The 24,855-nt window shown below is 70.4% G+C and carries 22 protein-coding genes; 2 read left to right on the top strand and 20 right to left on the bottom strand.

Annotated features, from left to right (window positions below):
• Positions 1–174 precede the first annotated feature (174 nt).
• Positions 175–3,834: a LamG-like jellyroll fold domain-containing protein gene (locus NOO62_RS08115; RefSeq protein ID WP_268770223.1), complete on the bottom strand. Its 3,660-nt coding sequence runs from the start codon at positions 3,832–3,834 to the stop codon at positions 175–177.
• A 210-nt stretch (positions 3,835–4,044) separates the two neighbouring features.
• Positions 4,045–4,644 carry a GNAT family N-acetyltransferase gene (locus NOO62_RS08120; protein WP_268770224.1) on the bottom strand — a complete coding sequence of 200 codons (600 nt, stop codon included), beginning with the start codon at positions 4,642–4,644 and terminating at the stop codon, positions 4,045–4,047.
• Positions 4,645–4,824: 180 nt separating this feature from the next.
• Between NOO62_RS08120 and NOO62_RS08125 the strand changes: the two genes are divergently transcribed.
• On the top strand, positions 4,825–5,769 hold the full coding sequence (locus NOO62_RS08125) for an RluA family pseudouridine synthase (RefSeq protein ID WP_268770225.1): 945 nt from the start codon (positions 4,825–4,827) through the stop codon (positions 5,767–5,769).
• 6 nt (positions 5,770–5,775) lie between these two features.
• Here NOO62_RS08125 and NOO62_RS08130 read toward each other — a convergent pair whose 3' ends face one another.
• The 17 genes from NOO62_RS08130 to NOO62_RS08210 form a co-directional block, all read right to left on the bottom strand.
• On the bottom strand, positions 5,776–7,263 hold the full coding sequence (locus NOO62_RS08130) for a cytochrome P450 (protein ID WP_268770226.1): 1,488 nt from the start codon (positions 7,261–7,263) through the stop codon (positions 5,776–5,778).
• Between the two features lie 62 nt (positions 7,264–7,325).
• Positions 7,326–7,949: a GTP-binding protein gene (locus tag NOO62_RS08135; protein ID WP_268770227.1), complete on the bottom strand. Its 624-nt coding sequence runs from the start codon at positions 7,947–7,949 to the stop codon at positions 7,326–7,328.
• Positions 7,930–8,343, bottom strand: coding sequence for a DUF742 domain-containing protein (locus NOO62_RS08140; protein ID WP_268770228.1), 414 nt, complete (start codon positions 8,341–8,343; stop codon positions 7,930–7,932). The genes NOO62_RS08135 and NOO62_RS08140 overlap by 20 nt, the downstream gene beginning before the upstream one ends.
• Entirely contained in the window at positions 8,340–8,747 is a 408-nt protein-coding gene (locus tag NOO62_RS08145; protein ID WP_268770229.1) for a roadblock/LC7 domain-containing protein, read from the bottom strand. The genes NOO62_RS08140 and NOO62_RS08145 overlap by 4 nt, the downstream gene beginning before the upstream one ends.
• The gene (locus tag NOO62_RS08150) at positions 8,744–10,396 is read right to left on the bottom strand and encodes a sensor histidine kinase (RefSeq protein WP_268770230.1); all 1,653 of its coding nucleotides are present in this window, start codon (positions 10,394–10,396) and stop codon (positions 8,744–8,746) included. Before NOO62_RS08150 ends, NOO62_RS08145 begins: the two co-directional genes overlap by 4 nt.
• Before the next feature lie 358 nt (positions 10,397–10,754).
• On the bottom strand, positions 10,755–13,565 hold the full coding sequence (locus NOO62_RS08155) for a DEAD/DEAH box helicase (protein ID WP_268770231.1): 2,811 nt from the start codon (positions 13,563–13,565) through the stop codon (positions 10,755–10,757).
• A 95-nt stretch (positions 13,566–13,660) separates the two neighbouring features.
• Positions 13,661–14,551, bottom strand: a complete 891-nt coding sequence (locus NOO62_RS08160; protein ID WP_268770232.1) for a diacylglycerol kinase — start codon at positions 14,549–14,551, stop codon at positions 13,661–13,663.
• A gap of 43 nt (positions 14,552–14,594) precedes the next feature.
• On the bottom strand, positions 14,595–15,488 hold the full coding sequence (tatC, locus tag NOO62_RS08165) for a twin-arginine translocase subunit TatC (RefSeq protein ID WP_268775512.1): 894 nt from the start codon (positions 15,486–15,488) through the stop codon (positions 14,595–14,597).
• Positions 15,489–15,583: 95 nt separating this feature from the next.
• A complete protein-coding gene (tatA, locus tag NOO62_RS08170) occupies positions 15,584–15,868 on the bottom strand; it encodes a Sec-independent protein translocase subunit TatA (RefSeq protein ID WP_150165866.1) in 285 nt (94 codons plus the stop codon).
• Positions 15,869–16,078: 210 nt separating this feature from the next.
• Positions 16,079–16,276 carry a hypothetical protein gene (locus NOO62_RS08175; RefSeq protein WP_268770233.1) on the bottom strand — a complete coding sequence of 66 codons (198 nt, stop codon included), beginning with the start codon at positions 16,274–16,276 and terminating at the stop codon, positions 16,079–16,081.
• Positions 16,277–16,285: 9 nt separating this feature from the next.
• Positions 16,286–16,549 carry a hypothetical protein gene (locus tag NOO62_RS08180; protein ID WP_268775513.1) on the bottom strand — a complete coding sequence of 88 codons (264 nt, stop codon included), beginning with the start codon at positions 16,547–16,549 and terminating at the stop codon, positions 16,286–16,288.
• Between the two features lie 11 nt (positions 16,550–16,560).
• Positions 16,561–17,556: a helix-turn-helix transcriptional regulator gene (locus tag NOO62_RS08185; protein ID WP_268770234.1), complete on the bottom strand. Its 996-nt coding sequence runs from the start codon at positions 17,554–17,556 to the stop codon at positions 16,561–16,563.
• An 18-nt stretch (positions 17,557–17,574) separates the two neighbouring features.
• Positions 17,575–18,528, bottom strand: a complete 954-nt coding sequence (locus NOO62_RS08190; protein WP_268770235.1) for a helix-turn-helix transcriptional regulator — start codon at positions 18,526–18,528, stop codon at positions 17,575–17,577.
• A 134-nt stretch (positions 18,529–18,662) separates the two neighbouring features.
• Positions 18,663–19,037 (bottom strand): FKBP-type peptidyl-prolyl cis-trans isomerase, encoded by a 375-nt coding sequence (locus NOO62_RS08195; protein ID WP_268770236.1) that lies wholly within the window; start codon positions 19,035–19,037, stop codon positions 18,663–18,665.
• A gap of 59 nt (positions 19,038–19,096) precedes the next feature.
• Entirely contained in the window at positions 19,097–20,098 is a 1,002-nt protein-coding gene (locus tag NOO62_RS08200; protein ID WP_268770237.1) for an FKBP-type peptidyl-prolyl cis-trans isomerase, read from the bottom strand.
• Between the two features lie 138 nt (positions 20,099–20,236).
• Complete coding sequence (pafA, locus tag NOO62_RS08205; RefSeq protein ID WP_055567245.1) at positions 20,237–21,598, bottom strand: Pup--protein ligase; 1,362 nt, start codon at positions 21,596–21,598, stop codon at positions 20,237–20,239.
• Positions 21,599–21,607: 9 nt separating this feature from the next.
• Positions 21,608–22,867, bottom strand: a complete 1,260-nt coding sequence (locus NOO62_RS08210; RefSeq protein WP_268770238.1) for an MFS transporter — start codon at positions 22,865–22,867, stop codon at positions 21,608–21,610.
• A 68-nt stretch (positions 22,868–22,935) separates the two neighbouring features.
• Between NOO62_RS08210 and NOO62_RS08215 the strand changes: the two genes are divergently transcribed.
• Positions 22,936–24,000, top strand: a complete 1,065-nt coding sequence (locus NOO62_RS08215; protein ID WP_414930780.1) for a LacI family DNA-binding transcriptional regulator — start codon at positions 22,936–22,938, stop codon at positions 23,998–24,000.
• A 69-nt stretch (positions 24,001–24,069) separates the two neighbouring features.
• On the opposite strand, the gene prcA is transcribed toward NOO62_RS08215, so the two are convergent.
• Complete coding sequence (prcA, locus tag NOO62_RS08220; protein WP_268770240.1) at positions 24,070–24,843, bottom strand: proteasome subunit alpha; 774 nt, start codon at positions 24,841–24,843, stop codon at positions 24,070–24,072.
• Between the last annotated feature and the right edge of the window lie 12 nt (positions 24,844–24,855).

Below are 24,855 nucleotides of genomic sequence, written 5' to 3' on the forward strand. Positions count from 1 at the left end.
GGGCAGGGGCCATCGCGTGACGACCACGGAGGCATGGATCTGCTCCACACCGCCGTCAGGTGCCACTGGCTGTATGCGTGAATGCGCGAAAGCGCGTATGCGTATGCGTGGGTGCGTGCGTCGGGCCCGTCGGGGCGGAGCCGGCGGCCCGCGTGTGCGGGCCCCCGGCGTCCGTCACTCGTCGCCGGGTGCGCCCAGCGCCTTGGCGCGGACCTGGTCGGCGGTCATGGCCCCGGTCCACACCCGGACCTCGTCCAGGGAGGCGGGCAGGTAGTGCCCGTTGACGCCACCGGCCCGGCCTCGCCCGGCCGCGAGCTCACCGCCGCCCTGTTCGACCGCGGGGAAGGCGGCGCCCCCCTCCTGCGCCTGCTCGGTCTCGCTCAGGTACAGATGGGTGTTGCCGTAGCCGCCATCGACTTCCTCGGTGGCGTCGTACACGCCGGTGACCTGCACCCACGTGTCCATCTCGGCGGACGTCTCGGACGGCACGGAAGCGGTCGAGAGCACCTTCCCGGCGGCGTCGGTTGCCGTACGCCCGAAGTGCCAGAGGTAGCCGTCGGCCGAGACCTTCTCCACCCACAGCGCCCACGACGACTCCTTGCCGTCCGGGGTGGACTGGCCGAAGACCTGGGCGCGGGAGCCGACCTTCATGGCCGCGAACTTCGCGCCGTCCAGCTTGACGTCGGCGGTCACCGTGAAGGAACCGGTCTCGTCCACCACGGGGCCCGTGGTGGCCATGTAGCCCGAGCTGCCGTCGAGTTCCAGCTCGTTGTCGTCGGGATCCGCGACCGCGCCGGTGGACGAGATGTCCATCGAGCCGAGTGCGTACGACGTGAACTCGGCGACCTTCCCGTTCTCCGCGGTGGCGGAGTCCCAGTATCCGACGAGTTCGGTCGCGGGCACGCTGTCGGTCTCCAGGCGCGCGTCCTGGCGCAGCTGTTCACCGGTCAGCGCGCGCTGCCAGACGTTGGCCTCGTCGAGTCGGCCCATGAAGTTCTCGCCCCATGCACCGCCGACCTTGGAGCGGCCGAACTGCAGGCCCTCGGTCGAGACCCAGGGCGTGTAGGCGCTGGAGGTCGCGTGGAGCTTGACCGGCTGGCCCTGCGGGCGGCCGTTGACGAACAGCTGGATGGTGTCGTTCGTCCTGTCGGTGTCGCCCTTGCTGTCGAACACTCCGGCGACGTGGGTCCACACCTCTGTCGACGGGTTCGCGGTGTCCGCGATCGAGCGGATGTAGACGGGGTTCGTCTTCGTGTCCGTGGCGGTGCGGTTGAACACCCACTTGTTGTACGTGGACGAGTAGTAGAGCGTGAACGCCGAACCGTTGGCTCCCGGTGCGGAGGCCACCACCCGGTTCGCCGAGGTGTCGGTGAGCAGGACCCACGAGGACAGCGTGAACGAGTCGCCGGTGTTGACCGCGGGCGCGGAGGTGGCGGCATAGCCGGTCCGCCCGGACTCCGTGCTCACATCGTCGTTGAGGAGCAGCGAGTAGTCGGCGGTGCCGCGGCGACCGAGCACGGACCAGCCCGCGGCCGTGCCGTCCGTCCGGGCGCGCAGCGTCGCGTCGTGCCGCGTGCCCTCGGACCCGGTGTCCTTGGCCACGGTGGCCGTCGAGCCCGGTGCGCCGTCGTCGAAGTGCCAGGTGCCGACGGGCCCCGCGGCCGGAGCGACCTTGAAGGCGAACTCGCTCGGGCTGCCCCAGCGTTCACGTACGTCCTTGGCCTGCACCGTCAGGACCTGGAGCCCGGACAGTGACGGCGTCGGCTTGACGGTGACGGTCGAGCCGGCCGTCTCGCTGGCGCCCTTCTGGGTCAGCAGCCGCCACCGGTAGGCGACGATGTCCTTGTCGACGGTGTTCGGCTTGAACTGGAAGGATCCGGCCACTCCGGGGCCGCCCTTGCCCTCGCAGAGGTCGGGGAGGCATTCGGTGTAGAGACCCGTCGAGGTGATCTGGGGCGCCTTGGGCGCCGTCGAGTCGATCTTGAAGTAGCACCAGGACGAGTAGGCCGACCACAGGTCGCCGTTCCTCTTGCCGTACGTCCAGTGGGACTGCGTGCGCGCCCTCATGCGGTACAGGCCGCCGTCGGCCCGTTCGCCCATGCGGACCTTCGCCAGCGTGTCGTCCGCCACCCAGCCGGGCTTCGGCCGGTAGTCCGACCACACCTGGTGCCAGTCGGCGTCGTCGCCGCGCTGCACGACGAACTCGGCCTGCAGCTCGCCCTTCTCCTCGCCCGCCTTCGGCTTGACCTGGGTCTGCACCTTGGCCTGCGCCATCGGGTCGAGACGGGTGACGATCGTGGGGGTGCGCGAGGACTTGGCGCAGTACCCCGTGTTTCCGTTGCCCGGGATGATCCCCACCGATGAGGGGGTGCCGGGCTTCGGCACGTAGATCACCTGGAGCTCGGCGTTGTCGTCGAACCGTTTCCAGGCCGCCGGGTCGCCCTCGTCGTGCGCCCGCAGCATCAGCGTCAGGGCGCTGAACTTGCCGGACGCCAGATTGCGCACCGAGGAGGTGAGGTTCTCGTCCGACTCGTCCGGGTTGTCGTTGAACTCGACCCACTGGTCCGGCTGTTCGGGGCTGCACTGGTCCCCGCGGCCCGCGGAGACGTACCGGTCGCCCATCTGGTCCCGCTGCGTGGGGCCCGGCCACTTCTTGCCCTTGGAGATGTTGTCGGTGCGCTCCAGGTCGACCCACTTGGCGTCACAGGTGAACGACCAGGTCTCCTTGGCACGGAAGGTGGCGTCGACGACCTGCTTGCCGGACAGCTTCGAGGGCCCGAACTCGAAGTACATCCGGTTCGTGTGGTCCTTGTCGCAGTAGTACGGGCCCATGCGGCTGCAGTTGCCGACTCCGTAGTCCCCGTTGAACTGCCAGAAGACGTCGCCGTCACTGGAGAGGACCGTACGCTCCGAGGCGCCGAGGCCGACGGGGGGATCGATGCGCACCGGGTAGACGGTCTTCTTGCCGCGCAGCAGCGCCCGGTCCGGACGCACGCTGATGGCGCCGTCCTCGACCTTCACCGGCATTTCGGCGCTGTGGTCGCCGGGGTTCGGCTGCGTGGCGCTCCGCCCGTGCCGGGCGCCGGGCTCGGCGGCCGGGGCGGACGCCGACTTCGACGACCGGGCGCGCTGCGCCTTGTCGCCCGCCGCGTCCCACATCACACCGGCCGGGCCCGCCAGGACGTCGTTGCCGTCCTCGTCGACCGCGCGAAGCCCGCCGTCCGCGCCGGGGACGACCTGCAGACCCTTGCCTTTGACGGCCAGCCGGACGGTGGCCAGCCGGGGGTCGGCGGCCGCCTCCGGCGTCTTGACGACGAGGATCTCCCTGAACCCCTCCGACGTGGCCGTCAGTTCGAGGTCGACGCCTTTGAGCACGTTCGGGTACGTCGCCGTGGCGCCCTTCAGCTCGGGGGTCGGCAGCTCGCCGGGCCAGCCGAGCTCCAGGGCGCCGCGCGGGGTGCCGATGCGGATCATCCTGCTGCCGCTGCCCCCGCCGGAGAAGGCGAGGTCGACGGCGGTCGCCCCGGGGGCGACGGTGCCGTCGGAGCGGCGCACCAGCGTGGTGTCGATGTCCCGCCAGTCACCGTCGGCCGCCTTCACCCGCTGCGGGGTGGTGGCCTTCGTCAGCGTGTAGGTGCCGTCGGGATTGGCCACGGTCGTGCTGTAGGTGCCGCGCTCCGACACCACCTCGACCGGCTTACCGGTGGCCGCGGCACGCTCCGACGCCGTCCGCCCGGCGTCCGTCTTCCCGCCGTCCGCGGACGCGGCCGATCCGGCCAGGCCCACCGCCGTCACCAGCGATGCCAGGACGGCGCACGCCGTCGCCCAACTCACCGCGCGAGCACCACTCGATCTTGGCCGTCGCGAATCGCGACGCCCCCTTGCTGTCAGCACGTCCCCACCCCAGGTTTACAGGTTCTCCACAGAAACGAGCGAAGCTAAGCACCTACTCTCAGTAAGCGTCAATAAAGGGTAAGTAAAGACGGGCATAAGGCACCCCGCCTGACCTGCAGAAATATGGATTGGTCTGGACAACCCGGGACTTCACGACATCGTGACCGGCCCCTCCCCCCTGATCCGCGCATGCAGATGCATGTCATGCCACCCGTCCTCGTGCAGCAGCGCACTCCGCTTCGTGCCCTCCGCCGCGAACCCCGTCTTCAGGGCCACGCGGCACGACGCCTCGTTCGCCGTCGAGTGGGTCAGTTCCAGGCGGTGCAGGCCCACCTCGTCGAACGCCCACGCCGAGAGCGCCTCGACGGCGCGGGGGGCGATGCCGCGGCCGCGGGCCGACGGCATCGTCCAGTACGCGATCTCCGCCTGGCCGTCCGCGAGCACGATGCAGCGCAGCGCGACACGCCCCACGACCTCGTCGGTCCCCGCGTCGGCGATCGCCCAGTACGCGTCGCGTTCGTCCGCCCACGCCTTGCGCCAGCCCTCTATCCAACCGCGCGCCTCGCTCTCGGAGTCGGCCACGCGCGCGTGCCAGCGCTGCATCACGGGGTCCTGGAACGCCTCGTACACGGCGGGCACATCGGCAGTCGACCAGGGGCGCAGGATCAGTCCGCCGGGAGCGGGGAGCGTCGGCTGCGCGCGGCGGGCCAGGGTGCCTGCCGCGACGATGTCGGAGATCTTGAAGGGCATGGGCGCATCGTGTCAGCGGGGACACGCGCGACGGCAGTGGTTTTCCGGGGCGCACATGAGCCTGCGGGACCCGGACCCGCGCGCCCCGCACACCCGCCCGCCCCGGAAGATCCACGAACGCCCCGATCGCCCCCGTCCACACCCTCTATGACCTGCGGCGCCCCGTACGCTGACCCCCTGATGAGACGCAAGCGCCGCCTTCCCCCCGCCCCGCTCCCCCAGCGCGACGGCATCGACCCCGTCCGGGTCGCGCTGCCGCCCGACGGGGCGTGGCCGACCGTGCGCGACTATCTGACGGAGCGGCTGCCGGTCGGGCCGGACGTCGTCGACGCGATGGTGCGGGATGGCCGGATCGTCGGCGCGGACGGTGCACCGGTGGCCCCGGACACCCCCTATCTGCCGGGCGCCTCCGTCTGGTTCCACCGGGACCTCCCCGCCGAGGTCCCCGTCCCCTTCGCCCTCGACGTCGTCCACCGCGACGAGCACATCGTCGTCGTGGACAAGCCGCACTTCCTCGCGACGATGCCCCGCGGCAGCCACGTCACGCAGACGGCCCTCGCCCGGCTCCGCACCGAACTCGGCATCCCGACGCTCGGCGTCGCCCACCGCCTGGACCGGCTGACCGCCGGACTGCTCCTGTGCACGGTGCGGCCCGCGGAACGCGGGGCGTATCAGACGTTGTTCGGGGACCGTCGGGTGCGTAAGGAGTACGAGGCCGTGGCCGCGTACGATCCGGGCGTGCCGCTCCCCCGGAGCGTGCGCAGCCACATCGTGAAGGAGCGCGGGATCATCGCCGCGTACGAGGTGGCGGACGCCGAGCCCAACAGCGAGAGCCGCGTCGAACTCGTCGAGCACCGCGCGGGCCTCGGCCGCTACCGTCTGACCCCGCACACCGGCCGTACCCACCAACTCCGCGTCCACATGAACGCGTTGGGCCTGCCGATCCTCGGCGACCCCGTCTACCCGGTGGTGGCCGGGCCCGTGCCACCGGGCGACTTCCGGCGGCCCCTGCAACTCCTGGCGCGCGTCCTGGAGTTCACGGACCCGGTCACGGGCGTCGCCCACCGTTTCACCAGCGGGCGGACGCTGGGCGCCTGGGAGGCGTACGACAGCTGGGCGCGGTAGCCCCTGTCAGTAGCCGCGCCACCAGGTGAGGAAGCGCTGCCACGCTCCCCTGGGGCGGACGGCCTCGGGAGCCGGGGCCGGGGCGGGCGCCGACGGCCGGGGGGCCGGGGCGGCGGGGGCGGCGGGGGCCGGAGGGTGCGGCGCCGGGGACGACACCTGCCAGTCCCTGCGCTGGGGCGGCAGGTGCGCCGAGGGGCGGGCCGTGATGTCCTGCGGCGGGCGCGGCGCGAACGTGACCGGCAGCTCCACGAGGTGCCGCGACAGGATCGACGACGTCCACCCCAGATCCCGCTCGTCGATGGCGAGTTCGACGTCCGGCAGCCGCATCAGGAGCGCGTCGACGCCGGTGTCGGCGATGGCGCGCCCGATGTCCTGGCCCGGGCACTCGTGCGGCCCGCCGCTGAACGCGAGGTGCGAGCGGTTGCCCTGCATGTTGGCGGCGAGGTCGGGCCGTACGACCGGGTCGACGTTGCCCGGCGCGATGCCCATGATCAGGCCGTCGCCCGCGCGGATGTGCTGACCGCCCAGCTGGGTGTCCTGCTTCGCGAAGTAGCCGACCATCGCGCTGAACGGCGGCTCGTCCCACAGGGACTGCTCGACCGCCTCGGGAACGGTCATCTGCCCGCCGCTGAGCTGCGCCCGGAAGCGCGGGTCGGTGAGGACCATCCGCACGACGTTCGCGATGAGGTTGGCGGTGGCCTCGTACGCGGCGATGAGCACGAGCCGCAGGTGCTCGCCGACCTCGTTGTCGGTGAGCTGCGCGGGGTGGGCGATGAGGCTGCTGGTGAAGTCCTCCTCGGCGTTGGCGCGGCGCCGCCGCACCAGCCCCATCAGGACCTCCATCACGTACGCGTTGCTCGCGATGGCGGTGTCGGTGCCCTTGATCATGTCGCGGGCGGACTGCACCATCCGCTCGTTGTACTCCTCGGGCATCCCGAGGACGTGGCACATCACCATCATCGGCAGGTGTTCGGCGAACTGGCTGACGAGGTCGGCGTGACCGTCCTGGCAGAAGTCGTTCAGCAGATGGTTCGTATAGCGGTTGATGTGGCGGCGGATGCCTCGGTGGTCGATGCCGGACATGGCGCCGGTGACCGCGCCGCGCAGCCTCTGGTGCTCGTCGCCCTCGACGAAGCTGCACATCGGCTGCCAGGTGAAGACGGGCGCGAGCGGATGGTCGAGGCCCGCGCTGCCGTCCCGCACGGCCCGCCAGACGCGCGAGTCGCGGGTGTAGTGCGAGGGAGTGCGGACCATGTGGAGGTTCTCGCTGTGGCCGAGCACCACCCACATCGGCACGTCGTTGTGGATCAGCACGGGCGCGACCGGGCCGTGCTCGGCGCGCAGCTTCTCGTACAGCCCCGCGAGGTCGGTGTCCGCCTCGGGGCCGTAGATGCGGCGCAGGCCGCCGGGGCCGAGGCCGTGGGCGGGGCAGCCGGGCGGCGCGGCACCGAGGTCGCCGGCGCCGGCCCAGGAGGAAGGGGGAGGAGTCGTCACGGTCGTCGCTCCGGGTTTCACTGAGGGGGGTTGCGGGTGGCTGGGTACGGGTGCGGACACGGTCAGACGCGCGCCGTGGTCAGGGAGTGGAGGTAGCGCATCAGGGTCATCAGGACGTCCCGGCTGGATTCCCTGCGGCGGGCGTCGCACGCCATGATCGGCACGACGGCCTCCAGGTCGAGCGCCTTGCGCAGGGTCTCGACCGGGTGGTGGGGCGCGTCGGGGAAGTCGTTGACGGCGACGACGAACGGCACGCCGCGCTCCTCAAGGCGGCCGATGACGTCGAAGCTGACCTCGAGGCGGCGGGTGTCGATGAGCACGACCGCGCCGAGCGCGCCTTCGAAGAGGCCGTTCCACAGGAACCAGAAGCGTTCCTGGCCGGGGGTTCCGAAGAGGTAGAGGACGAGTTCCTCGGAGACGCTGATGCGGCCGAAGTCCATCGCCACGGTGGTGGCCGTCTTGGACTCGGAGCCGTAGTTGTCGTCGACGCCGATGCCCGCCTGGGTCATCGTCTCCTCGGTGGTCAGCGGGCGGATCTCGCTCACCGAACCGACCATCGTCGTCTTGCCGACCCCGAAACCGCCCACGATCACGACCTTCACGGCGGCCGCGGCCGTGTGCGGCAGGACGTCCTCACTGCGCGGGCCGGTGATCGTGTCCGTGTTCCTAGAGTTTCTGAAGTCCATGCATCACCGCTTCGAGGAGGGATCGGTCGGGGAGCGCGGAGCGGACGACGGGGGCGCGCGCCTGCACGAGGTCGGTCGCCAGTAACTCCGTCAGGACGACGGTCACGACGGAGAACGGCAGCGACATGTACGCCGAGAGCTCGGCGACGGAGAGCGGCGTCGTGCACAGCCGCAGTACCGCCGAGTGTTCCGGCTGCGCCGTCGGGGACGCCTCGCCCTGCGCGACGATCAGGGTGACGAGGTCGAGCGGTGCCCGCTCGGAGTCCTCGCCCGTGAGGATGTACAGCCGCTCCGGGTTCCCGGGGCTGCGGCGCTCCCGCTGGGGGGTCGCACCGCCCTGCGGCGGTACATCGCCCTGTTGCGGGCCGCGTGGGGAGTCCTGCGGAGGAGTCATACGGCCTGCCCGTCACGCCGGGGCGGGCTGGTCAGGTGCGCCCCGATGCGTACGACGAGGTCGCGCATGCGGGTGGCGACGAGGCCCGCGTCGACGGTTTCGTCGGCGAGCACGGCGAGGTAGGCGCCCGCGCCCGCGGCCATCAGGTAGAAGTAGCCGCCGTTGATCTCGATGATGACCATCTTCATGCCGCCGTCGCTGTGCGGGATCTCGGTGGCGACGGCGGCGGCGAGGCTCTGCAGACCCGCGCAGGCCGCGGCGATGCGGTCGGCCGCGTCCGGGTCGCCGCCGTAGCGCGCGATGCGCAGACCGTCCGCCGAGAGCACCACGATCTGCCGGGTCTGCGGCACTCCGTCGGCGAGCTCCTTCAGCATCCAGTCGAAGTTGGCGCGTTGCTGGATCACTGCCAGTCCCTCTCGTCGGCGCTGCCGTGGTTGTTCTGGGTGGTTCCCCGCGGAGCGTGGGGGCCGTCCTCGGCGGTTCCCTCCGGGGTGGCTGCGTGCGGAGGCAGCGGGGCGGGGTCTGCGGGGTCGCCTTTGACGCCCTTCATGAACGCCTCGACCCACAGGCCCGGTTCGGGCTCCTCCCGCTTGGGCGGTGCGGGGGGCGGTGCGGTGGCCGCGGCGTGGGCCTCGGCGATCCGCTGGGCCTCGGCCTCCTGGGCGTACCGCTCGACGAGGGAGATCTTGACGCGGCTGCGGCGCTGCGGCAGGCCGCCGGACGTCCATTCGGTGACCTCGGGGACGTCGTCCTGCATGGTCGCGGTGAGCGGGGAGCGCAGCGGCGGGCCCGCGGTGACGACGCGGGGCTTCTTGCGGCGGATGTTGCGGGCGGGCTCTTCGATGCTGCGGCCGCTGTTGTCGAAGCGGGGCACGGCGGAGGCGCCGATGCCGTGGGCGAGGCCGGGCGCGGGGCCGGTGGTCATCATCTCGCGCGGCACGATGAGCACCGCGCGGACCCCGCCGTAGGCGGACTGGCGCAGGGCGACCTGGAGGTTGTACATCTGCGAGAGGCGGCCCACGACGGCCATGCCGAGGCGGGGCGTCTCACCGAGGTCGTTGAGGTCGATGCCGGCCTGGGCCCGTGCCAGCATGCGCTCGGCGCGGGCCCGGGCCTCCTCGCTGAGGCTGACGCCGCCGTCCTCGATCTCGATGGCGATGCCGGTCTGCACCTCGACGGCGGTGACGTGCACCTTGGTCTGCGGGGGCGAGTACCGGGTGGCGTTGTCCAGGAGTTCGGCGCAGGCGTGGATGAGCGGCTCGACGGACGTGCCGAGGATCGCGACGTCGGCGATCGAGTGCAGCTCCACGCGCGGGTAGTCGAGGATCCGGGACATCGCGCCGCGCAGCACGCTGAACAGCCGGACGGGCTCGGGCCACTGGCGGCCCGGGCGTGCGCCGCCGAGCACCGTGATGGAGTCGGCGAGCCGGCCGATCAGCGCGGTGCCGTGGTCGATGCGCAGCAGGTCGTCGAAGACCTCGGGGTTGCGGCCGTGGAACTCTTCCATCTCGCGCAGTTCCGCGGCCTGCTGGTGGACGATCGACTGGACGCGCCGGGCGATGTTGACGAAGGCGCGCTGCGCGGACTCACGCATCGCCTCCTCGTTGTCCAGGATCTCCAGGACGGAGCGCAGCAAGTCGCGCTGGGAGTCTGGGAGATCGCTGTAGACCTCGCTCCTGTCGACGACATTGCGGATGACGTCCACGGGCGTTTCGCCCTGCCGCAGCCGCCAGAGCGCGTCGGGCAGGAGTTCCCGGCCCAGGCGCACGATCTCGTCGTCGTGGGCCGCGATGCGCCGTTCGAGGAAGGCGAGCCGCTGTGCGTACTGCGTGCGCTGCCCCCGGATGGTCCGGCCGCGGCGCACCGCTTCGGCGCCGACCGCGATGACCATGAGGGTCGCGACGGCGCCGCACCAGGTGACGGCGGGCCGGGCCGGTGCCGCCACCGAGGCGACGGCGGCTCCGGTCGCCGCCGCCATGAGCATGGCGGGCAGCAACAACACGCGCGCGTAAGGGACTTCTCGGCCACCGGGAGGCGATTGAACACTCACCATGTATGCCCTCTGAACACTCGTCTTGGGGGAATGTGACGTCTTGGGGAATGACGGAACATAAGGGGGATGACGAAACGTACGATCGAAAAGATTTGGGGAACAAGCGCGCGAATCAGTCGCAACTCGTTCAACTCGCCGCGCTCCGGGCGAGCTTAGTCCGCCAAAATCATCGTCGAGTCATATTCGGCAACCCTCTGCAGAGGGTGCGCCGGGAGGCATACACTCCGCCCTTTTGCACAGCTGGCGACGGTTCGAACACATGGAGTAACACCTCGAAAGTGCCGGAAAAACGCCGAACGGGCGCGTTCCGCGACCGACGTGGTCGAGGAACGCGCCCGTAGCGCGACAGAGGCCGGTCTCAGCCCACCGAGCTGTACGCCACCACACCCCGCAAGAGCTGATCGACGGCCTTGCGAGCGTTCTTCGCGACCGTGCTGCCCTCACGGGGGGCCGCGGCCGAGATCTGCCCGAGCACGTCGATGACCTGCTTGCACCAGCGCACGAAGTCACCGGCCGGCATCTCCGCCTCGCGCAGCACCTCGTCAAGGCCCTTGTCGTTGGCCCACATGTACGCCGCCCAGGCGAAGCCGAGGTCGGGCTCCCGCTGGCCGACACCCTCCGTCTGACTGATCTTGAACTCTTCCTCCAGACCGTCGAGACGGCCCCAGATGCGGACCATCTCGCCGAGCGAGGCCTTCACCGCGCCGGACGGCAGCTTCGGCGCCAGCGCGTCGTCACCGACCCGCGACTCGTACACCAACGCCGAGACGCACGCGGCCAGTTCGGCCGGGCTGAGCCCCTCCCACACACCGGCCCGCAGGCACTCGCTGGCCAGCAGATCCAGCTCCCCGTACAACCGGGCGAGCCGCTTGCCGTGCTCGGTGACCTCGTCGCCCCGCAGATAGTCCAGCTCCGTCAGGAGCGCGACGATCCGGTCGAAGGTACGGGCGATCGTGTTCGTACGCCCCTCGATGCGGCGCTCCAGCTGCGAGGTGTCGCGCTTGAGGCGGTAGTACCGCTCGGCCCAGCGCGCGTGGTCCTCGCGCTCGTCACAGCCGTGGCAGGGGTGCGCGCGCAGCTCCGCGCGCAGGCGTGCGATCTCCTGGTCGTCGGCGGCCGTCGCACGCCCCTTGCGGTGCCGGTCCGGGACGATGTGCCCGGCCTTGGTGCGCAGCGCGGACGCCAGGTCACGGCGGGACTGCGGGGAGCGCGCGTTGAACGACTTCGGGATGCGCATCCGCTCCAGCGCCTCGACCGGCACCGGGAAGTCCATGGCAGCGAGCCGCTTGACCTGCCGCTCGGCCGTGAGCACCAGCGGCCGCGGCCCGTCGACGTGGTCGAACCCGCGGTGGCCGTTGGCCCGCCCCGCGGGCAGCCCCGGGTCCAGGACGAGCGCCAGGCCCGCATACTTCCCCGTGGGCACGTGGATGACGTCCCCCGGCTTCAGCTTCTCCAGCGCGACGGCAGCGGCGACCCTGCGCTGGGCGGCACCCTGCTTGGCGAGCTCGTTCTCCCGGTCCTTCAACTCGCGGCGCAACCGCGCGTACTCGTCGAAGTCGCCCAGGTGGCAGGTCATGGAGGCCTTGTAGCCCTCGAGGCCCGTCTCGTTCTTCTGCACCTGACGGGAGATCCCGACGACCGACTTGTCGGCCTGGAACTGCGCGAACGACGTCTCCAGGAGCTCGCGCGAGCGGTGCCGCCCGAACTGCTCGACCAGGTTCACCGCCATGTTGTACGACGGCTTGAAGCTGGACCGCAGCGGGTACGTGCGCGTCCCGGCCAGGCCCGCCAGGTGCTCGGGGCTGAAGGCGCGCTGCCAGAGCACCACCGCGTGACCCTCGACGTCGATGCCGCGGCGCCCGGCACGGCCCGTCAACTGCGTGTACTCACCCGGGGTGATGTCGGCGTGCTGCTCGCCGTTCCACTTGACGAGCTTCTCCAACACCACACTGCGCGCGGGCATGTTGATGCCCAGCGCGAGGGTCTCGGTGGCGAAGACGGCCTTGACCAGGCCCCGCACGAACAGCTCCTCGACGACCTCCTTGAAGGTCGGCAGCATGCCCGCGTGGTGCGCCGCGATGCCGCGCTCCAGGCCTTCCAGCCATTCGTAGTAACCAAGGACGTGGAGGTCCTCGTTCGGGATCGAGGACGTGCGCTCCTCGACGATCCCCCGGACCGTCATCCGTGCCTCGTCGTCGTTCAGCCTGAGCCCCGCGTACAGACACTGCTGCACGGCCGCCTCGCAGGCGGCCCGGCTGAAGATGAACGTGATGGCGGGCAGCAGGCCCTCGGCGTCGAGCCGCTCGATGACCTCGGGCCGCCCCGGCGTCCAGATCCGCGACCGCTGGCGGCGCTCCCGCTCGCGGTCGGCCTCGCGGACCATCTTGCCCTTGCGGCGGTCACGCGGGTTGTACGAACGGCTGGACTCCATCCGCGCCATGCGCGTGAGGTCGGGGTTGACCGCCTTGCGCTGGCCCTCGCCCTCCTCGAAGAGGTCGTACATCCGGCGCCCGGCGAGCACGTGCTGGAACAGCGGCACGGGCCGGTGCTCGGAGACGATCACCTCGGTGTCGCCGCGGACCGTGTCGAGCCAGTCGCCGAACTCCTCGGCGTTCGACACCGTGGCCGACAGGGAGACCAGCGTGACCGACTCCTGGAGGTGGATGATCACTTCCTCCCAGACGGCACCGCGGAAGCGGTCGGAGAGGTAGTGCACCTCGTCCATGACCACATAGCCGAGGTTCAGCAGCGACTGCGAGCCCGAATACAGCATGTTCCGCAGGACTTCGGTGGTCATGACGACCACCGGGGCGTCACTGTTGACGCTGTTGTCGCCGGTGAGCAGGCCGACCTTGTCCGCGCCGTACCGCTTGGCGAGGTCGGAGTACTTCTGGTTGGAGAGCGCCTTGATCGGCGTGGTGTAGAAACACTTCTTGCCCTGCAGCAGGGCGAGGTGCACGGCGAACTCGCCGACGATCGTCTTGCCCGAGCCCGTGGGGGCGGCCACGAGCACGCCCTTGCCCGCCTCCAGCGCCTGGCACGCCTCGATCTGGAAGGGGTCGAGGCCGAATTCGTACATCTCGCGGAAGGACGCGAGTGCGGTGGCCTGCTCGGCAGCGCGCTTGCGCGCCGCCGCGTACCGCTCGGCCGGTGAGAGGTCCTCTGTCATCGTGCTTTCGAGACTACCGGCCACCACTGACAACGGACGATCATTATTGGAACGGGGGTGGAACGTGCCAGCTCACACGGCGTGCGCCGCGGCGCTCACGGCCCGAGGACGCGCACGGCTCCCGGTACGCACTCCGCGGTCAGCGGCAGCGCGCCGAGCGGCTCCCCGTCCGCGTAACCCGTGATGCCGGGCGCGGCGAGCTCGACCCGGGCCGCGCGGTGCACGGTGACCTTCGGATGGTCGAGGTGCGTTCCCCTGTAGACCCGCGGGAAGACCTTGAGGAGCGTCGTACGGCTGCAGTCGCCGACCACGGTGACGTCGAAAAGACCGTCGCCCATGTCGGCCCCGGCACAGATCCGCATGCCACCGCCGTACGAGGTTCCGTTGCCGACCGCGACGAGCGTGGCCTCGACCTCGTGGACGTCACCGCCGTCCAGCGTGATGCGGTACGGGATCGGGCGGAACGCCGCCAGCTCAGCGACCATCGCCAGGTCGTACTTGAAGCGTCCCGTGGGCCACCGCATCCGGTTGCCGCGGTCGTTGACCCGCGAGTCGAAGCCGGAGGCGAGCACCGTCCCGAACCACGTCCCGCCGACCCTCCCCAGGTCGACGTCGCGCGTGCGGGCCCCCTTCAGCGCCTCGGCGACGAGCTCCCCGGCGGCGGCCGGCTCGCGCACCGGCAGGCCCAGGGCCCGCGCGAAGTCGTTGCCGGTCCCCACCGCGATCACGCCCAGCGGGGTGCGCGTCCCGGCGACGGCCTGCAGCGCGAGGCTCGCCATGCCGTCGCCGCCGACGGCTATGAGCGCCCCCGTGCCGCCCTCGACGGCCGCACGGGCCCGCCGCAACGCGTCGGGGGCGTCCTCACCGATGACCGTGCGCACGGAGAAGCCACGGGCCCGCAACGCCGAAGCGGCCGGCTGCGCCGCGTGAGCGCCCCGGCCGCGGCCCGCGGTGGGATTGACGAAGAGGGTGATCTCGCTGGTCACTGGGGTCCCCCCGGACGGAGTTTGAGGGAGGACCCTAACAACGTCAGGTCACGTCGTCGAAACCGTTCACCCGCTGATCGGCCCTTCCGGTGCCCGCCTGCTCGGGCAGCGCCCGGGGCGGCCGCACCGATTCGACGCCGTCGACGTCCTGCGGCGTCAGATCGAGGTCGGACGCCTCGTCGTCGTCGAGCTCGGCGTCGGGGTCGTTGCGGCGGCGGCGACGGTCGTTGAGGAACGAGATGCCGACCGCGATGAAGTACAGGACGACGATCGGTCCCGCGAGCGCGATCATGCCGACCGGGTCGGTCGTCGGGGTCGCCACCGCGCCGAAGATGAAGACGCCCATGACGACGCCGCGCCACCAGGTGAGCATGCGGCGGCCGGTCACCATGCCCGTCATGTTGAGCATCACCAGGAGCAGTGGCAGCTCGAACGAGGCACCGAAGACGAGGACCATCCTGACGGTGAAGTCGAGGATCTTGTCCATCGGCAGCAGGTTGGCCGCGCCGTCGGGCGTGATGCCGAGCAGGACGCGCATGCTGACGGGGAGGATCGCGTAGGCCAGCCAGGCGCCCGCGAAGAAGAGCGGCACGGCGGCGGACACGAACCAGTACGTGTACTTGCGCTCGTTCTTGTGGAGTCCCGGCGCGACGAACGCCCACAGCTGGTACAGCCAGACCGGGCTGGACACGATGATGCCGACCATGAGGCTGACCTTCACCGTCGTGGTGAAGGGCGAGAGCAGGTCGTTGAAGGTCACGGTCGCGCAGTGGCCACCGGTCTGCTTCATGCCGGGCTCGCAGCGCGGCACGGGGTCAGCCAGGAACTCCATCAGCTCCTGGCTGTAGAACGCCGCCACGATCGACACGACCGTGATGGCGAGGAGCCCCTTGGCGAGCCGGTTGCGGAGCTCGCGAAGGTGCTCCGCGAGGGACATCCGCCCCTCGGGGTCCTTCTCCTTCTTGCGGGCAGACTTGAGCAACCCACGTCCTCATCTCGTGCGGCAGGCCGGCCGTCGGCGCCGGCCTTGGATCAGCGCTGCGTCGTACGGTCGGTCGGCTCGGTGACCGGGCGCGAGCTGGTCACGTCGCCGGGGGCGGCCTGGATCGTGCGCTTCTGGACGGCCGGGTCGCTCGGCGGGTCGGCCGGAGCGGCGGTGTCGTCCTTGCTCTCGGACTTCATGGCCTTGGCCTCGCTCTTGAGGATGCGGGCCGACTTGCCGAGGGAGCGCGCCATGTCGGGCAGCTTCTTGGCACCGAAGAGCAGGACGATGACGACGAGGATGAGAATGATCTCGGTGGGGCCGAGCCTACCCATAGCTGTTTACCTTCTTCACCGAGGCGACAGGAGTCTGGTTGCTCGACAGACCGGACATATATCCGATCTCCCGCGCATGGCAGCGATCGTAACCCCCCGGGGTAAACGCTCGGCAATCCCCGCGCATACTCCGAGTACGGCCCCCGCCTCGATCCCGGGCCGTATTCGCAGCGTACCCGTCCACCTCGGGGAGTTGACAGGCCGCGGACGCTAAAGAGCCCCGCCGCCCGCACGGGCCACACCGGCCGCTGCCTTCTCCAGGTCCTCCGCCGCCCGGTTGATCTGCCGTGTGGTCTCGGTCACTTGCCGCGCGAGACGCTGCGCCTCCACAAACACCTTGACCGCCAGTACGCCGAGGACGGCGAGACCCAAGAAGCCCGCCGCGATCGCGAGCATCGCCCAGAACATGCGCCGAGCCTAGACGGTCGGGTGCAGGCGCAGCGTCCGCACCCCACCGCCGGTGAGGAGTTCCACGATCCGCTCGCCCGCGGGCTTGCGCACCGCGGCCTCGCACTCCGGGCACGTGAACGAGTAGAAGGTGGTGCGGGCGCTCGCGCCGATCGCGAGGCGCAGCGCACCCGCGGACAGCTCGAAGCGGGCACGGCAGTCCGGGCAGGCGGCCGTGAACAGGACGGGGGCGGAGGCGGACCGCTGCGACGGCACCCCCGGCAGCCCGGACATCGTCGGTGTACTCAACGCCCCGCCTCCTGACCGTCGTGCTCCTCGTACGCCGCCACTTCCCGCTCGTACGCGTCGAGGGCCTCGCGGGCCGCCTCACGCGCACTGTCGGCGAGCTGGGCCGGGGAGACGATCCGCCCGTCCCTGCCGAGCCGCAGCGCGAGCCGCCGCAGCGAGGTCGGGTCGGGGGTGCGCAGCGTGATCCGCAGACCGCCGTCGGGCAGCTCGTCGGCACTGTCGTGCGGGTAGTACTCGGCGACCCAGCGGCCACCGGGGCCGACCTCGACGACGACCTCCGGGTCCTCGGCCGCGGGCTGCACGAGGCCTTCGGAGAGGTCGCGCAGCTCCACCTCGGGCGGCGCGGACGGCTCGTCGAGGATCTTGATCTCGGCGACCCGGTCCAGACGGAAGGTGCGCCGCGCCTCGGAGCGACGGCACCACGCCTCTACGTAGGTGTGGCCGACGCTCACCAGACGGATGGGGTCGATCTCCCGCTCGGTGAGCTCGTCGCGCGCCGGCGAGTAGTAGCGGATCCAGAGCCTGCGCCGCTCCGAGATGGCCCGGTCGACGTCGGCGAAGACGCCGCCCTCCGACTCGAACGTCACCGAAAGGCGGGAGCTGGCGCCCGCCGCCTCACCGGCCGCGGTCTCCAGCTTCGCGGTGGCACGCAGCAGCGCGAGGCGGTCGCTCTCGCGCAGGCCGGGCAGTGTGGACACGGCGCGGGCGGCCACAAGGAGGGCGGTCGCCTCGTCGGCGGCCAGGCGCAGCGGCGCCGCCACGTCGTCGGGGTTGTGCCACCAGATGCGGTCGCCGTCGGTGTCGATGTCCAGGAGGTCACCGCCGCGGAAGCTGGTCCCGCACAGCGGCAGCACATCGAGGTCGGAGATCAGCTCGTCCGTGCTGATCCCGAAGGCACGGGCGACGTCGCCGACGTGCGCCCCGGGGCGCTCCCGCAGATAGGTCACCAGCGACAGCATCCGTCGCGTCTGGTCGATGGCGTTCGAGGCCATTGCTCTGTCCGCTCCCCCTCAGCCCTTGGCCACGGCACGCAGCCGGTCCACGACATCGGCCCGCAGCTCGGCGGGCTCGAGGACCACCACATCGGGCCCGAACTCCACCAGCCACGCGTCGAGGCCGTGGCCGTACGGAATCTCCAACTCGTCCCACCCGTCGTCGCCCACCCGCGCCGCGACGGCCTTGGCCCGCAGCGGGTAGCCGGCGTCCGTGCGCAGCCGGATCAGGGCGGTGCGGTCGGCGGTCTCCCCCGCCCAGCTCGCGACGGTCTCACGGACCGTGACGACGTCCGGGACGTCGGCGGTGTACTTGCCCGCGCGGGCCCGCACCTTGCCGGTGATGCGCGAGAGCCGGAACACGCGCTCGGCGCCCCGGTCCCTGTCCCAGCCCGCCAGGTACCAGTGGCCGCGCCAGCACTCCAGCGCCCACGGCTCGACGTGGCGCTGCTCGGGGCGGGCCGCGGTGGCCTTGCGGTAGTCGAAGACGACGGGACGGCGGTCGCGGCAGGCGAGCATCAACGGCTCGAAGGACGCCTCGTGCGCGGGGATCCGCGGCTCCAGGGCGCTGTGCCCCCCGTACGGGTCGACGTCCTCGGGCAGGCCCGCGGCGCGCAGCTTCTGCAGGGCGCCGCTGGCGGCACCGGCGAGACGGGCCTGCTGCCAGACCTTCGCGGCCAGACCGAGCGCCGCGGCCTCCTCGGCGTCCAGGGTGATGGCGGGCAGGCGGTTGCTGTCGCGGCGGGCGAGGTAGCCGACCTCCCCTTCCAGGTTCTCCACGGTCTCGATGACCAGACCGAGCTCGCGCAGATCGTCCTTGTCGCGCTCGAACATCCGGTTGAAGCTGTCGTCGGACCCCGCCTCCAGATAGGCCTCGATCGACTCACGCAGCTCCCGCTTGCTGAGCGGCCGCCGGGTCCCGAGCAGGCACAGCGCAAGATTCATCAGCCGCTCGGCCTTGGCAATGGCCATCGACGCCCTTCCTCGGCTGTTCAGATTGTGCTTCCGACCGATGACCGTACCGCCCCGGGGTGTCCGGGTAAAAGCCGAGGGCCCATGCCGGACAGGCATGGACCCTCGGCGAAAGGATCAGGTCACAGACGTCCTCAGACGGAGACCAGATCGCAGACGAAGATCAGCGTCTCGCCGGGGGCGATGCGGCCGCCACCGGCGCCGCGGTCGCCGTACGCGAGGTGGGCCGGGATGGTCAGCTCACGCCGGCCACCGACCTTCATGCCCTGCACGCCCTGGTCCCAGCCGGAGATGACCTGACCGGCACCGAGCTGGAACTCCAGCGGGTTGCCGCGGTTCCAGCTCGCGTCGAACTCCTCGCCCGTGCTGAAGGCGACGCCCACGTAGTGGACCTTGACGAAGTCGCCCGCCTTGGCGACCGCCCCGTCACCCTCCCAGATGTCCTTGATCTGAAGCTCGGCCGGCGGCTCGCCGACCGGGAAGTCGACCTCGGGCTTGTCAATGCTCACGAAAATGCTCCTGCTTTGATACGAAAGGTCAGCGCGGACAGTCTTACATCCCCGCGGCGTCACATCTTCGCGAGGATGTCCACGGTGAAGATCAGGGTGGAGTCCTTCTTGATGGAGCTGCCCTGCGGGGGCTGGTCTCCGTACCCCAGCTCCGGCGGGATCACGATGAGGACGCGGCTGCCGACCTTCTTGCCGGTCAGCCCCTGCGCCCAGCCCTTGACGACCTGCGCCAGCTGGAACGACGCGAGCTGCTTGCGCTTGTACGAGGAGTCGAACTCCTTGCCGTCGGCCCACAGCACACCCTTGTACTGGCACAGCAGGCTGTCGGTCTTCTTGACCTCGTCGCCGTCGCCCTCCAGGACGTACGACGCGACGAGCTTCTTCGGCGCGGCCGTCTTCGGGACGTCGACGGAGGGGGCCTTGCCGTCGGTGTTCGTGCCGACCTTGGGCAGGTCCTTGTTGGACTGCGCCACCTCCTTGCCCTTCGCGGAGCTCGTGGCGGAGAAGGTGCCCACGAGGTCGACGACGAACACGAGGGTGTCCGAGCCCTTGATCCCGGCCTGCTTGTTGCCCTCCTCGCCATAACCCATCTTCGGAGGGATGGCGAGCTCCACACGGCTGTCGAGCTTCTTGCCGACCAGGGCCTGGTCCCAGCCGGGGATGACCTGACCGGTGCCGATCGGGAAGACCGTGGGGTTGCCCCGGTCGTACGAATTGTCGAAGACCTTGGCCGTCGCCCAGATCTGGCCGAGGTAGTTGGCCTGCAGGTAGTCGCCCTTGACGACCTCCTTGCCCTTGCCCTCGATCAGGGTCTTCACGGCGAGGTCGGAGGACGGCTTGCCCGAGCCCTTCGCGACGGTCGGCTTCTCACCGAACTTCGTGCCCTTCGTGATCTCGGGCAGCGGCCCGTCCACGATCTTCGCGGTCGGCGGCGCCGACGTGTCGTTGGTCGGGCTGTCACTGGGCTTGGCCTTGTCGGCCTTGTCGGCCTTGTCGTCACCACAGCCTGCCAGCGTGAGCAGGCCTGCCGGGACGGCAAGAAGAAGTGAGCGTCGGCGCACGGTGGGGGCCTCGTATCGGTCGATCTTGTGGGTTGGCGTGCGCGCAACTCTACGGCGTGAGAAGGGCGCCGCACGAGGAACGTACGGCGCCCGTGTTGCGTTCCCGCAACGCCACACAGGACGTTGGGGCCACATGGGTCACATACCGGCGATCAGCTTCTCCACCCGGTCGTCCACCGACCTGAACGGGTCCTTGCACAACACCGTGCGCTGTGCTTGGTCGTTGAGCTTGAGGTGGACCCAGTCGACCGTGAAGTCACGACGCTGCTCCTGGGCCCGCCGGATGAAGTCGCCGCGCAGCCGCGCCCGGGTCGTCTGCGGCGGCACCGACTTGCCCTCGAAGATCTTCAAGTCGTTGCAGATCCGGGCGGCTTGCCCCTTCTTCTCCAGGAGGTAGTACAGCCCTCGCCGACGGTGGATGTCGTGGTACGCGAGGTCTATCTGCGCGACCCGCGGATGCGACATGGTCATGTTGTTCTTCGCCCGGTACCGCTCGATGAGCTTGTACTTCATGACCCAGTCGATCTCCGTGCCGATGCGGTCGAGGTCCTCCGACTCGATCGCGTCCAGCGTGCGGCCCCACAGCTCAAGGACCTGTTCGACGGTGCCCGTGCGGATACCGCGGCGGTCGACGAAGTCCACCGCCTTCTCGTAGTACTCGCGCTGCACTTCGAGAGCCGAGGCCTCACGGCCACTGGCCAGACGCACCTTACGGCGGCCCGTGATGTCGTGGGACACCTCGCGGATGGCCCTGATCGGGTTCTCCAGAGTGAGATCCCGCATGACCGTGCCCGCCTCGATCATGCGCAGCACCAGATCGGTGGCGCCGACCTTGAGGAGCATGGTCGTCTCGGACATGTTCGAGTCACCCACGATGACGTGGAGCCTGCGATACCGCTCGGCGTCCGCGTGCGGTTCGTCGCGGGTGTTGATGATCGGCCGGGAACGGGTGGTCGCGGAGGACACCCCTTCCCAGATGTGCTCGGCACGCTGACTCACGCAGTACACGGCGCCGCGCGGAGTCTGCAGCACCTTGCCCGCGCCGCACAGCAGCTGCCGGGTGACGAGGAACGGGATGAGGATGTCCGCGAGCCGGGAGAACTCCCCGTGACGGGCCACCAGATAGTTCTCGTGGCACCCGTAGGAGTTTCCCGCCGAATCGGTGTTGTTCTTGAAAAGATAGACGTCGCCCGCGATTCCCTCCTCGTGCAGGCGGCGTTCGGCGTCGACGAGCAGGCCTTCCAGAATGCGCTCGCCCGCCTTGTCGTGGGTGACCAGCTCGGTCACATTGTCACACTCCGGTGTCGCATATTCCGGATGTGATCCCACGTCAAGATAGAGGCGGGCACCGTTCCGCAGAAAGACGTTGCTGCTGCGGCCCCATGACACAACACGGCGGAAGAGGTAGCGCGCCACCTCGTCAGGCGACAGACGGCGCTGTCCCCTGAACGTGCATGTGACGCCGTACTCGTTCTCCAGCCCGAAAATGCGGCGGTCCATGACTGAACATTACGCCTGATGCGGGGCACTGAAACCGGGTTCGGCAGCACCGTTTCGATCATTTTCCGATGAACCCGCAACAACCCCGGATTCCCCGGCCGGTACGAGTACCCGCGTCGTCGCCAGCAGAACCACCAACGCGGCCACCCCGGCAAGCCCCGGCACCGCGAACCCCCACGCCGTGCCACCCCACTCGACCACAGGACCAGCCGCCGCCGTCCCCAACGACGCCCCCACCGTGAACGTCGTCACCAGCCACGAGAACGCCTCCGTCACCGTCCCGCGCGGAGCATGCCGGTCCACGATGATGAACGCACAAGCAAGCGCCGGCGCGAGAAACACACCCGCGAGCGCCGTCAGCGCCGTCATCGCGACCGCCCCCGGAGTCAGCGTCAACGGCCAGTAGAAAACGGCCAGCAGCGCCACCAGGACACTCAGCCGCCGCTCCGGCACACCACTCCACTGCCGCGCCCCGTACACGGACCCGCCCACCAGCGCACCGAGCCCGAGCGCCGCCATCATCCACCCGTACACCGCGTCACCGCCGTTCCCGTCCGCGTACGACACACCCGCGACCGTGATGGAACCCAGCGCCATCCCGATGAACAGGAACGCGCCGAGGAGCGCGAGCAGCCCGCGCGAGCGCAGCGCCCCGAGCCAGTGCGCCTCCCTGGGCGCCGAACGCCACGCGCGCGAGGGCCGGGACACCACCACGGAGAGGGCACCCAGCACACCCACCGCGTTGACGACGAGCAGCGCCGCCCGCTCATCCCACAGCGCCACACACCCGGTCACCAGCAACGGGCCGACGGTGAACATCACTTCCTGGGCGATCGCATCCATCGCGTACGCGGCGTGGACCTGCTCCTCCTTGCCGAGCACGCTCGGCCACAGCGCCCGCAGACCGCCCTCCAGAGGCGGCGTGAACAGACCCGCGGCCGCCACCGCCACATACGCGAGCGCCAGCTGACCCGGCCCCGTGAAGGCGAACAGCGCCATGCCGAGCGCGGAGAGCAGCGCGGCGGGCAGCTGGACGCGCGGCTGACCGTGCAGGTCGACCAGGCGCCCGAGCAGCGGCTGCCCGACCGCGTTCGCCACGCCGTACACCGCGGCCAGCGCACCGGCCAGGCTGTACGTACCGCCCTCGGCCCGGATGAACAGCACGATCGCGATCGCCGCCGTCGCGTTCGGCAGCCGGCCCACCAGCGTCCCGGCCAGCAGCCGCGTCGCATGAGGCGTCCGAAGGATCTCCGCGTATCCCGCAGCCATGCTCTCCCGCCCTCCCCCCGCAACGCCGAGCCGGGGTTTTACGTATAACGTCCGGCGTCATACGTACCATGAGCCCAGTCCGCGGGTCCACCGCAGAACAGGAGGTGACAGTGGCCGGGCCACTACAGGAAGCCGGGGCCCCACGCCCCACCAGCCGCGACGTCGCACGCGCCGCAGGCGTCTCCCAGGCCACCGTCTCCCTCGTACTCGGCGACAAATGGCGCGGCCGCGTCGCCGAACCCACCGCCGAACGCGTCCGCACCGCCGCACGCGAACTCGGCTACCGCCCCAACCTCGCCGCCCGCAACCTCCGCCTCGGCCGCACCCGGACAGCACTCCTCGTCGTCCCCGAACTCACCAACGAATTCTTCGCCCACGTCTACACCGGCGTCGCCCGCATCGCCGCCCGCCACGGCTTCGGCGTCGTCCTCTACCCCTCCCCCGACGGCATCGGCCCCGCCCGCGACCCCTTCGCCTCCGCCCGCGCCTCCCTCGACGGCGTCCTCGCCTCCTCCATGGCCTCCGACGCCCTCGCCACCATCCGCGGCGACGACCTCCCCCTCGTCATGCTCGACAGCGACCCCGCGAACAGCCTCGGCGCCGCCACCGTCAACCTCGACCTCGCCGACGGCATGCGCCAGGTCACCGAACACCTCCTCGCCCTCGGCCACCGCGACTTCCTCCACCTCGCCGCCGACGTCGACTCCTGGACCTTCGACATCCGCGCCGAAGCGCTCGCCCGCACCCTCCGCGGCACCGACACCGCCGTACGCCGCGTCGCCGCACCCCTGAACGTCGAAGGCGCCCGCACCGTCGCCGAAGCCGCACTCTCCGGGCCGGGCCCCCGCCCCACCGCCATCGTCTGCGACGACGACTTCCTCTCCGCAGGCGCCTGCAAAGCCGCCCGACGCCTCGGCCTGCGCATCCCCGAGGACGTCTCCGTCACCGGCTTCGACGACCTCACCCTCGCGACCGCCGTCGAACCCGAACTGACCACCGTCCGACTCCCCGCCGAACGCTTCGGAGAACGCGCCATGGAATCCCTGGTCGCCGTCCTGGAGGCCCGCGAGCCCGACGCCACGCCACTCCCCGTCGAACTGGTCGTACGCGGCTCCACGGGCCCCACCCCCTGACCCATCCCACAAAAAAACGCCCCGCGCCCCGGCCCTCAGGCCGGAACACGGGGCGCACGCCCGCGCGGACTACTCGACGTCGCCGCCCGACTTCGGCGTCGGCCCCGCATCCGCGTCCGTATCGGTCGGCGCGTCCGTCGCACCGCCCTCATCGAGCAGCCGCGACAACTGACGGCCCACGATCCGCTTGAACTTGCGCTTCTGAGGCCGCGTCCGGTCAAGGACCGCCACCTCGAGACGCTCCGCGGGAATCTCCCGCTCACTGCCGTTGGTGTCGCGCGACAGCGCCTGCACCGCCAGCTTCAGCGCCTCCGCCAACGTCATCCCGTCCTGGTGACGCTGATCGAGATAGCTGCTGATCTGCTCGGCATTGCCACCGACCGCGACCGAACCGTGCTCATCCACGATCGACCCGTCATGCGGCAGGCGATAGATCTGATCACCATCAGCCGTGGCGCCCACCTCGGCCACCACCAGCTCCACCTCGTACGGCTTCTCCGCATTGCTGGAGAAGATCGTGCCGAGCGTCTGCGCGTACACGTTCGCGAGCCCACGAGCCGTCACGTCATCGCGGTCGTACGTATATCCACGAAGGTCGGCGTAGCGAACGCCGCCGATCCGCAGATTCTCGTACTCGTTGTACTTACCGGCGGCCGCGAAGCCGATCCGGTCATAGATCTCGCTGAACTTGTGCAGCGCACGGGACGGGTTCTCGCCGACGAACACGATGCCATCGGCAAACTGCATCACGACAAGGCTGCGGCCACGGGCGATGCCCTTCCGGGCGTATTCCGCCCGGTCGGCCATGGCCTGCTGGGGTGAGACATAGAACGGCGTCGACACCGGATCCGTCCC

Source organism: Streptomyces sp. Je 1-369 (assembly GCF_026810505.1).
Taxonomy (GTDB): Bacteria; Actinomycetota; Actinomycetes; order Streptomycetales; family Streptomycetaceae; genus Streptomyces.

Bases quoted from the DNA above. Each gene is read 5' to 3' on its own strand.
- NOO62_RS08120 (WP_268770224.1), bottom strand. From the start codon at position 4,644: ATGCCCTTCAAGATCTCCGACATCGTCGCGGCAGGCACCCTGGCCCGC.
- NOO62_RS08125 (WP_268770225.1), top strand. From the start codon at position 4,825: ATGAGACGCAAGCGCCGCCTTCCCCCCGCCCCGCTCCCCCAGCGCGAC.
- NOO62_RS08135 (WP_268770227.1), bottom strand. From the start codon at position 7,949: ATGGACTTCAGAAACTCTAGGAACACGGACACGATCACCGGCCCGCGC.
- NOO62_RS08140 (WP_268770228.1), bottom strand. From the start codon at position 8,343: ATGACTCCTCCGCAGGACTCCCCACGCGGCCCGCAACAGGGCGATGTA.
- NOO62_RS08150 (WP_268770230.1), bottom strand. From the start codon at position 10,396: ATGGTGAGTGTTCAATCGCCTCCCGGTGGCCGAGAAGTCCCTTACGCG.
- NOO62_RS08155 (WP_268770231.1), bottom strand. From the start codon at position 13,565: ATGACAGAGGACCTCTCACCGGCCGAGCGGTACGCGGCGGCGCGCAAG.
- tatC (WP_268775512.1), bottom strand. From the start codon at position 15,488: ATGTCCCTCGCGGAGCACCTTCGCGAGCTCCGCAACCGGCTCGCCAAG.
- tatA (WP_150165866.1), bottom strand. From the start codon at position 15,868: ATGGGTAGGCTCGGCCCCACCGAGATCATTCTCATCCTCGTCGTCATC.
- NOO62_RS08175 (WP_268770233.1), bottom strand. From the start codon at position 16,276: ATGTTCTGGGCGATGCTCGCGATCGCGGCGGGCTTCTTGGGTCTCGCC.
- NOO62_RS08180 (WP_268775513.1), bottom strand. From the start codon at position 16,549: ATGTCCGGGCTGCCGGGGGTGCCGTCGCAGCGGTCCGCCTCCGCCCCC.
- NOO62_RS08185 (WP_268770234.1), bottom strand. From the start codon at position 17,556: ATGGCCTCGAACGCCATCGACCAGACGCGACGGATGCTGTCGCTGGTG.
- NOO62_RS08190 (WP_268770235.1), bottom strand. From the start codon at position 18,528: ATGGCCATTGCCAAGGCCGAGCGGCTGATGAATCTTGCGCTGTGCCTG.
- pafA (WP_055567245.1), bottom strand. From the start codon at position 21,598: ATGGACCGCCGCATTTTCGGGCTGGAGAACGAGTACGGCGTCACATGC.
- NOO62_RS08210 (WP_268770238.1), bottom strand. From the start codon at position 22,867: ATGGCTGCGGGATACGCGGAGATCCTTCGGACGCCTCATGCGACGCGG.
- NOO62_RS08215 (WP_414930780.1), top strand. From the start codon at position 22,936: ATGAGCCCAGTCCGCGGGTCCACCGCAGAACAGGAGGTGACAGTGGCC.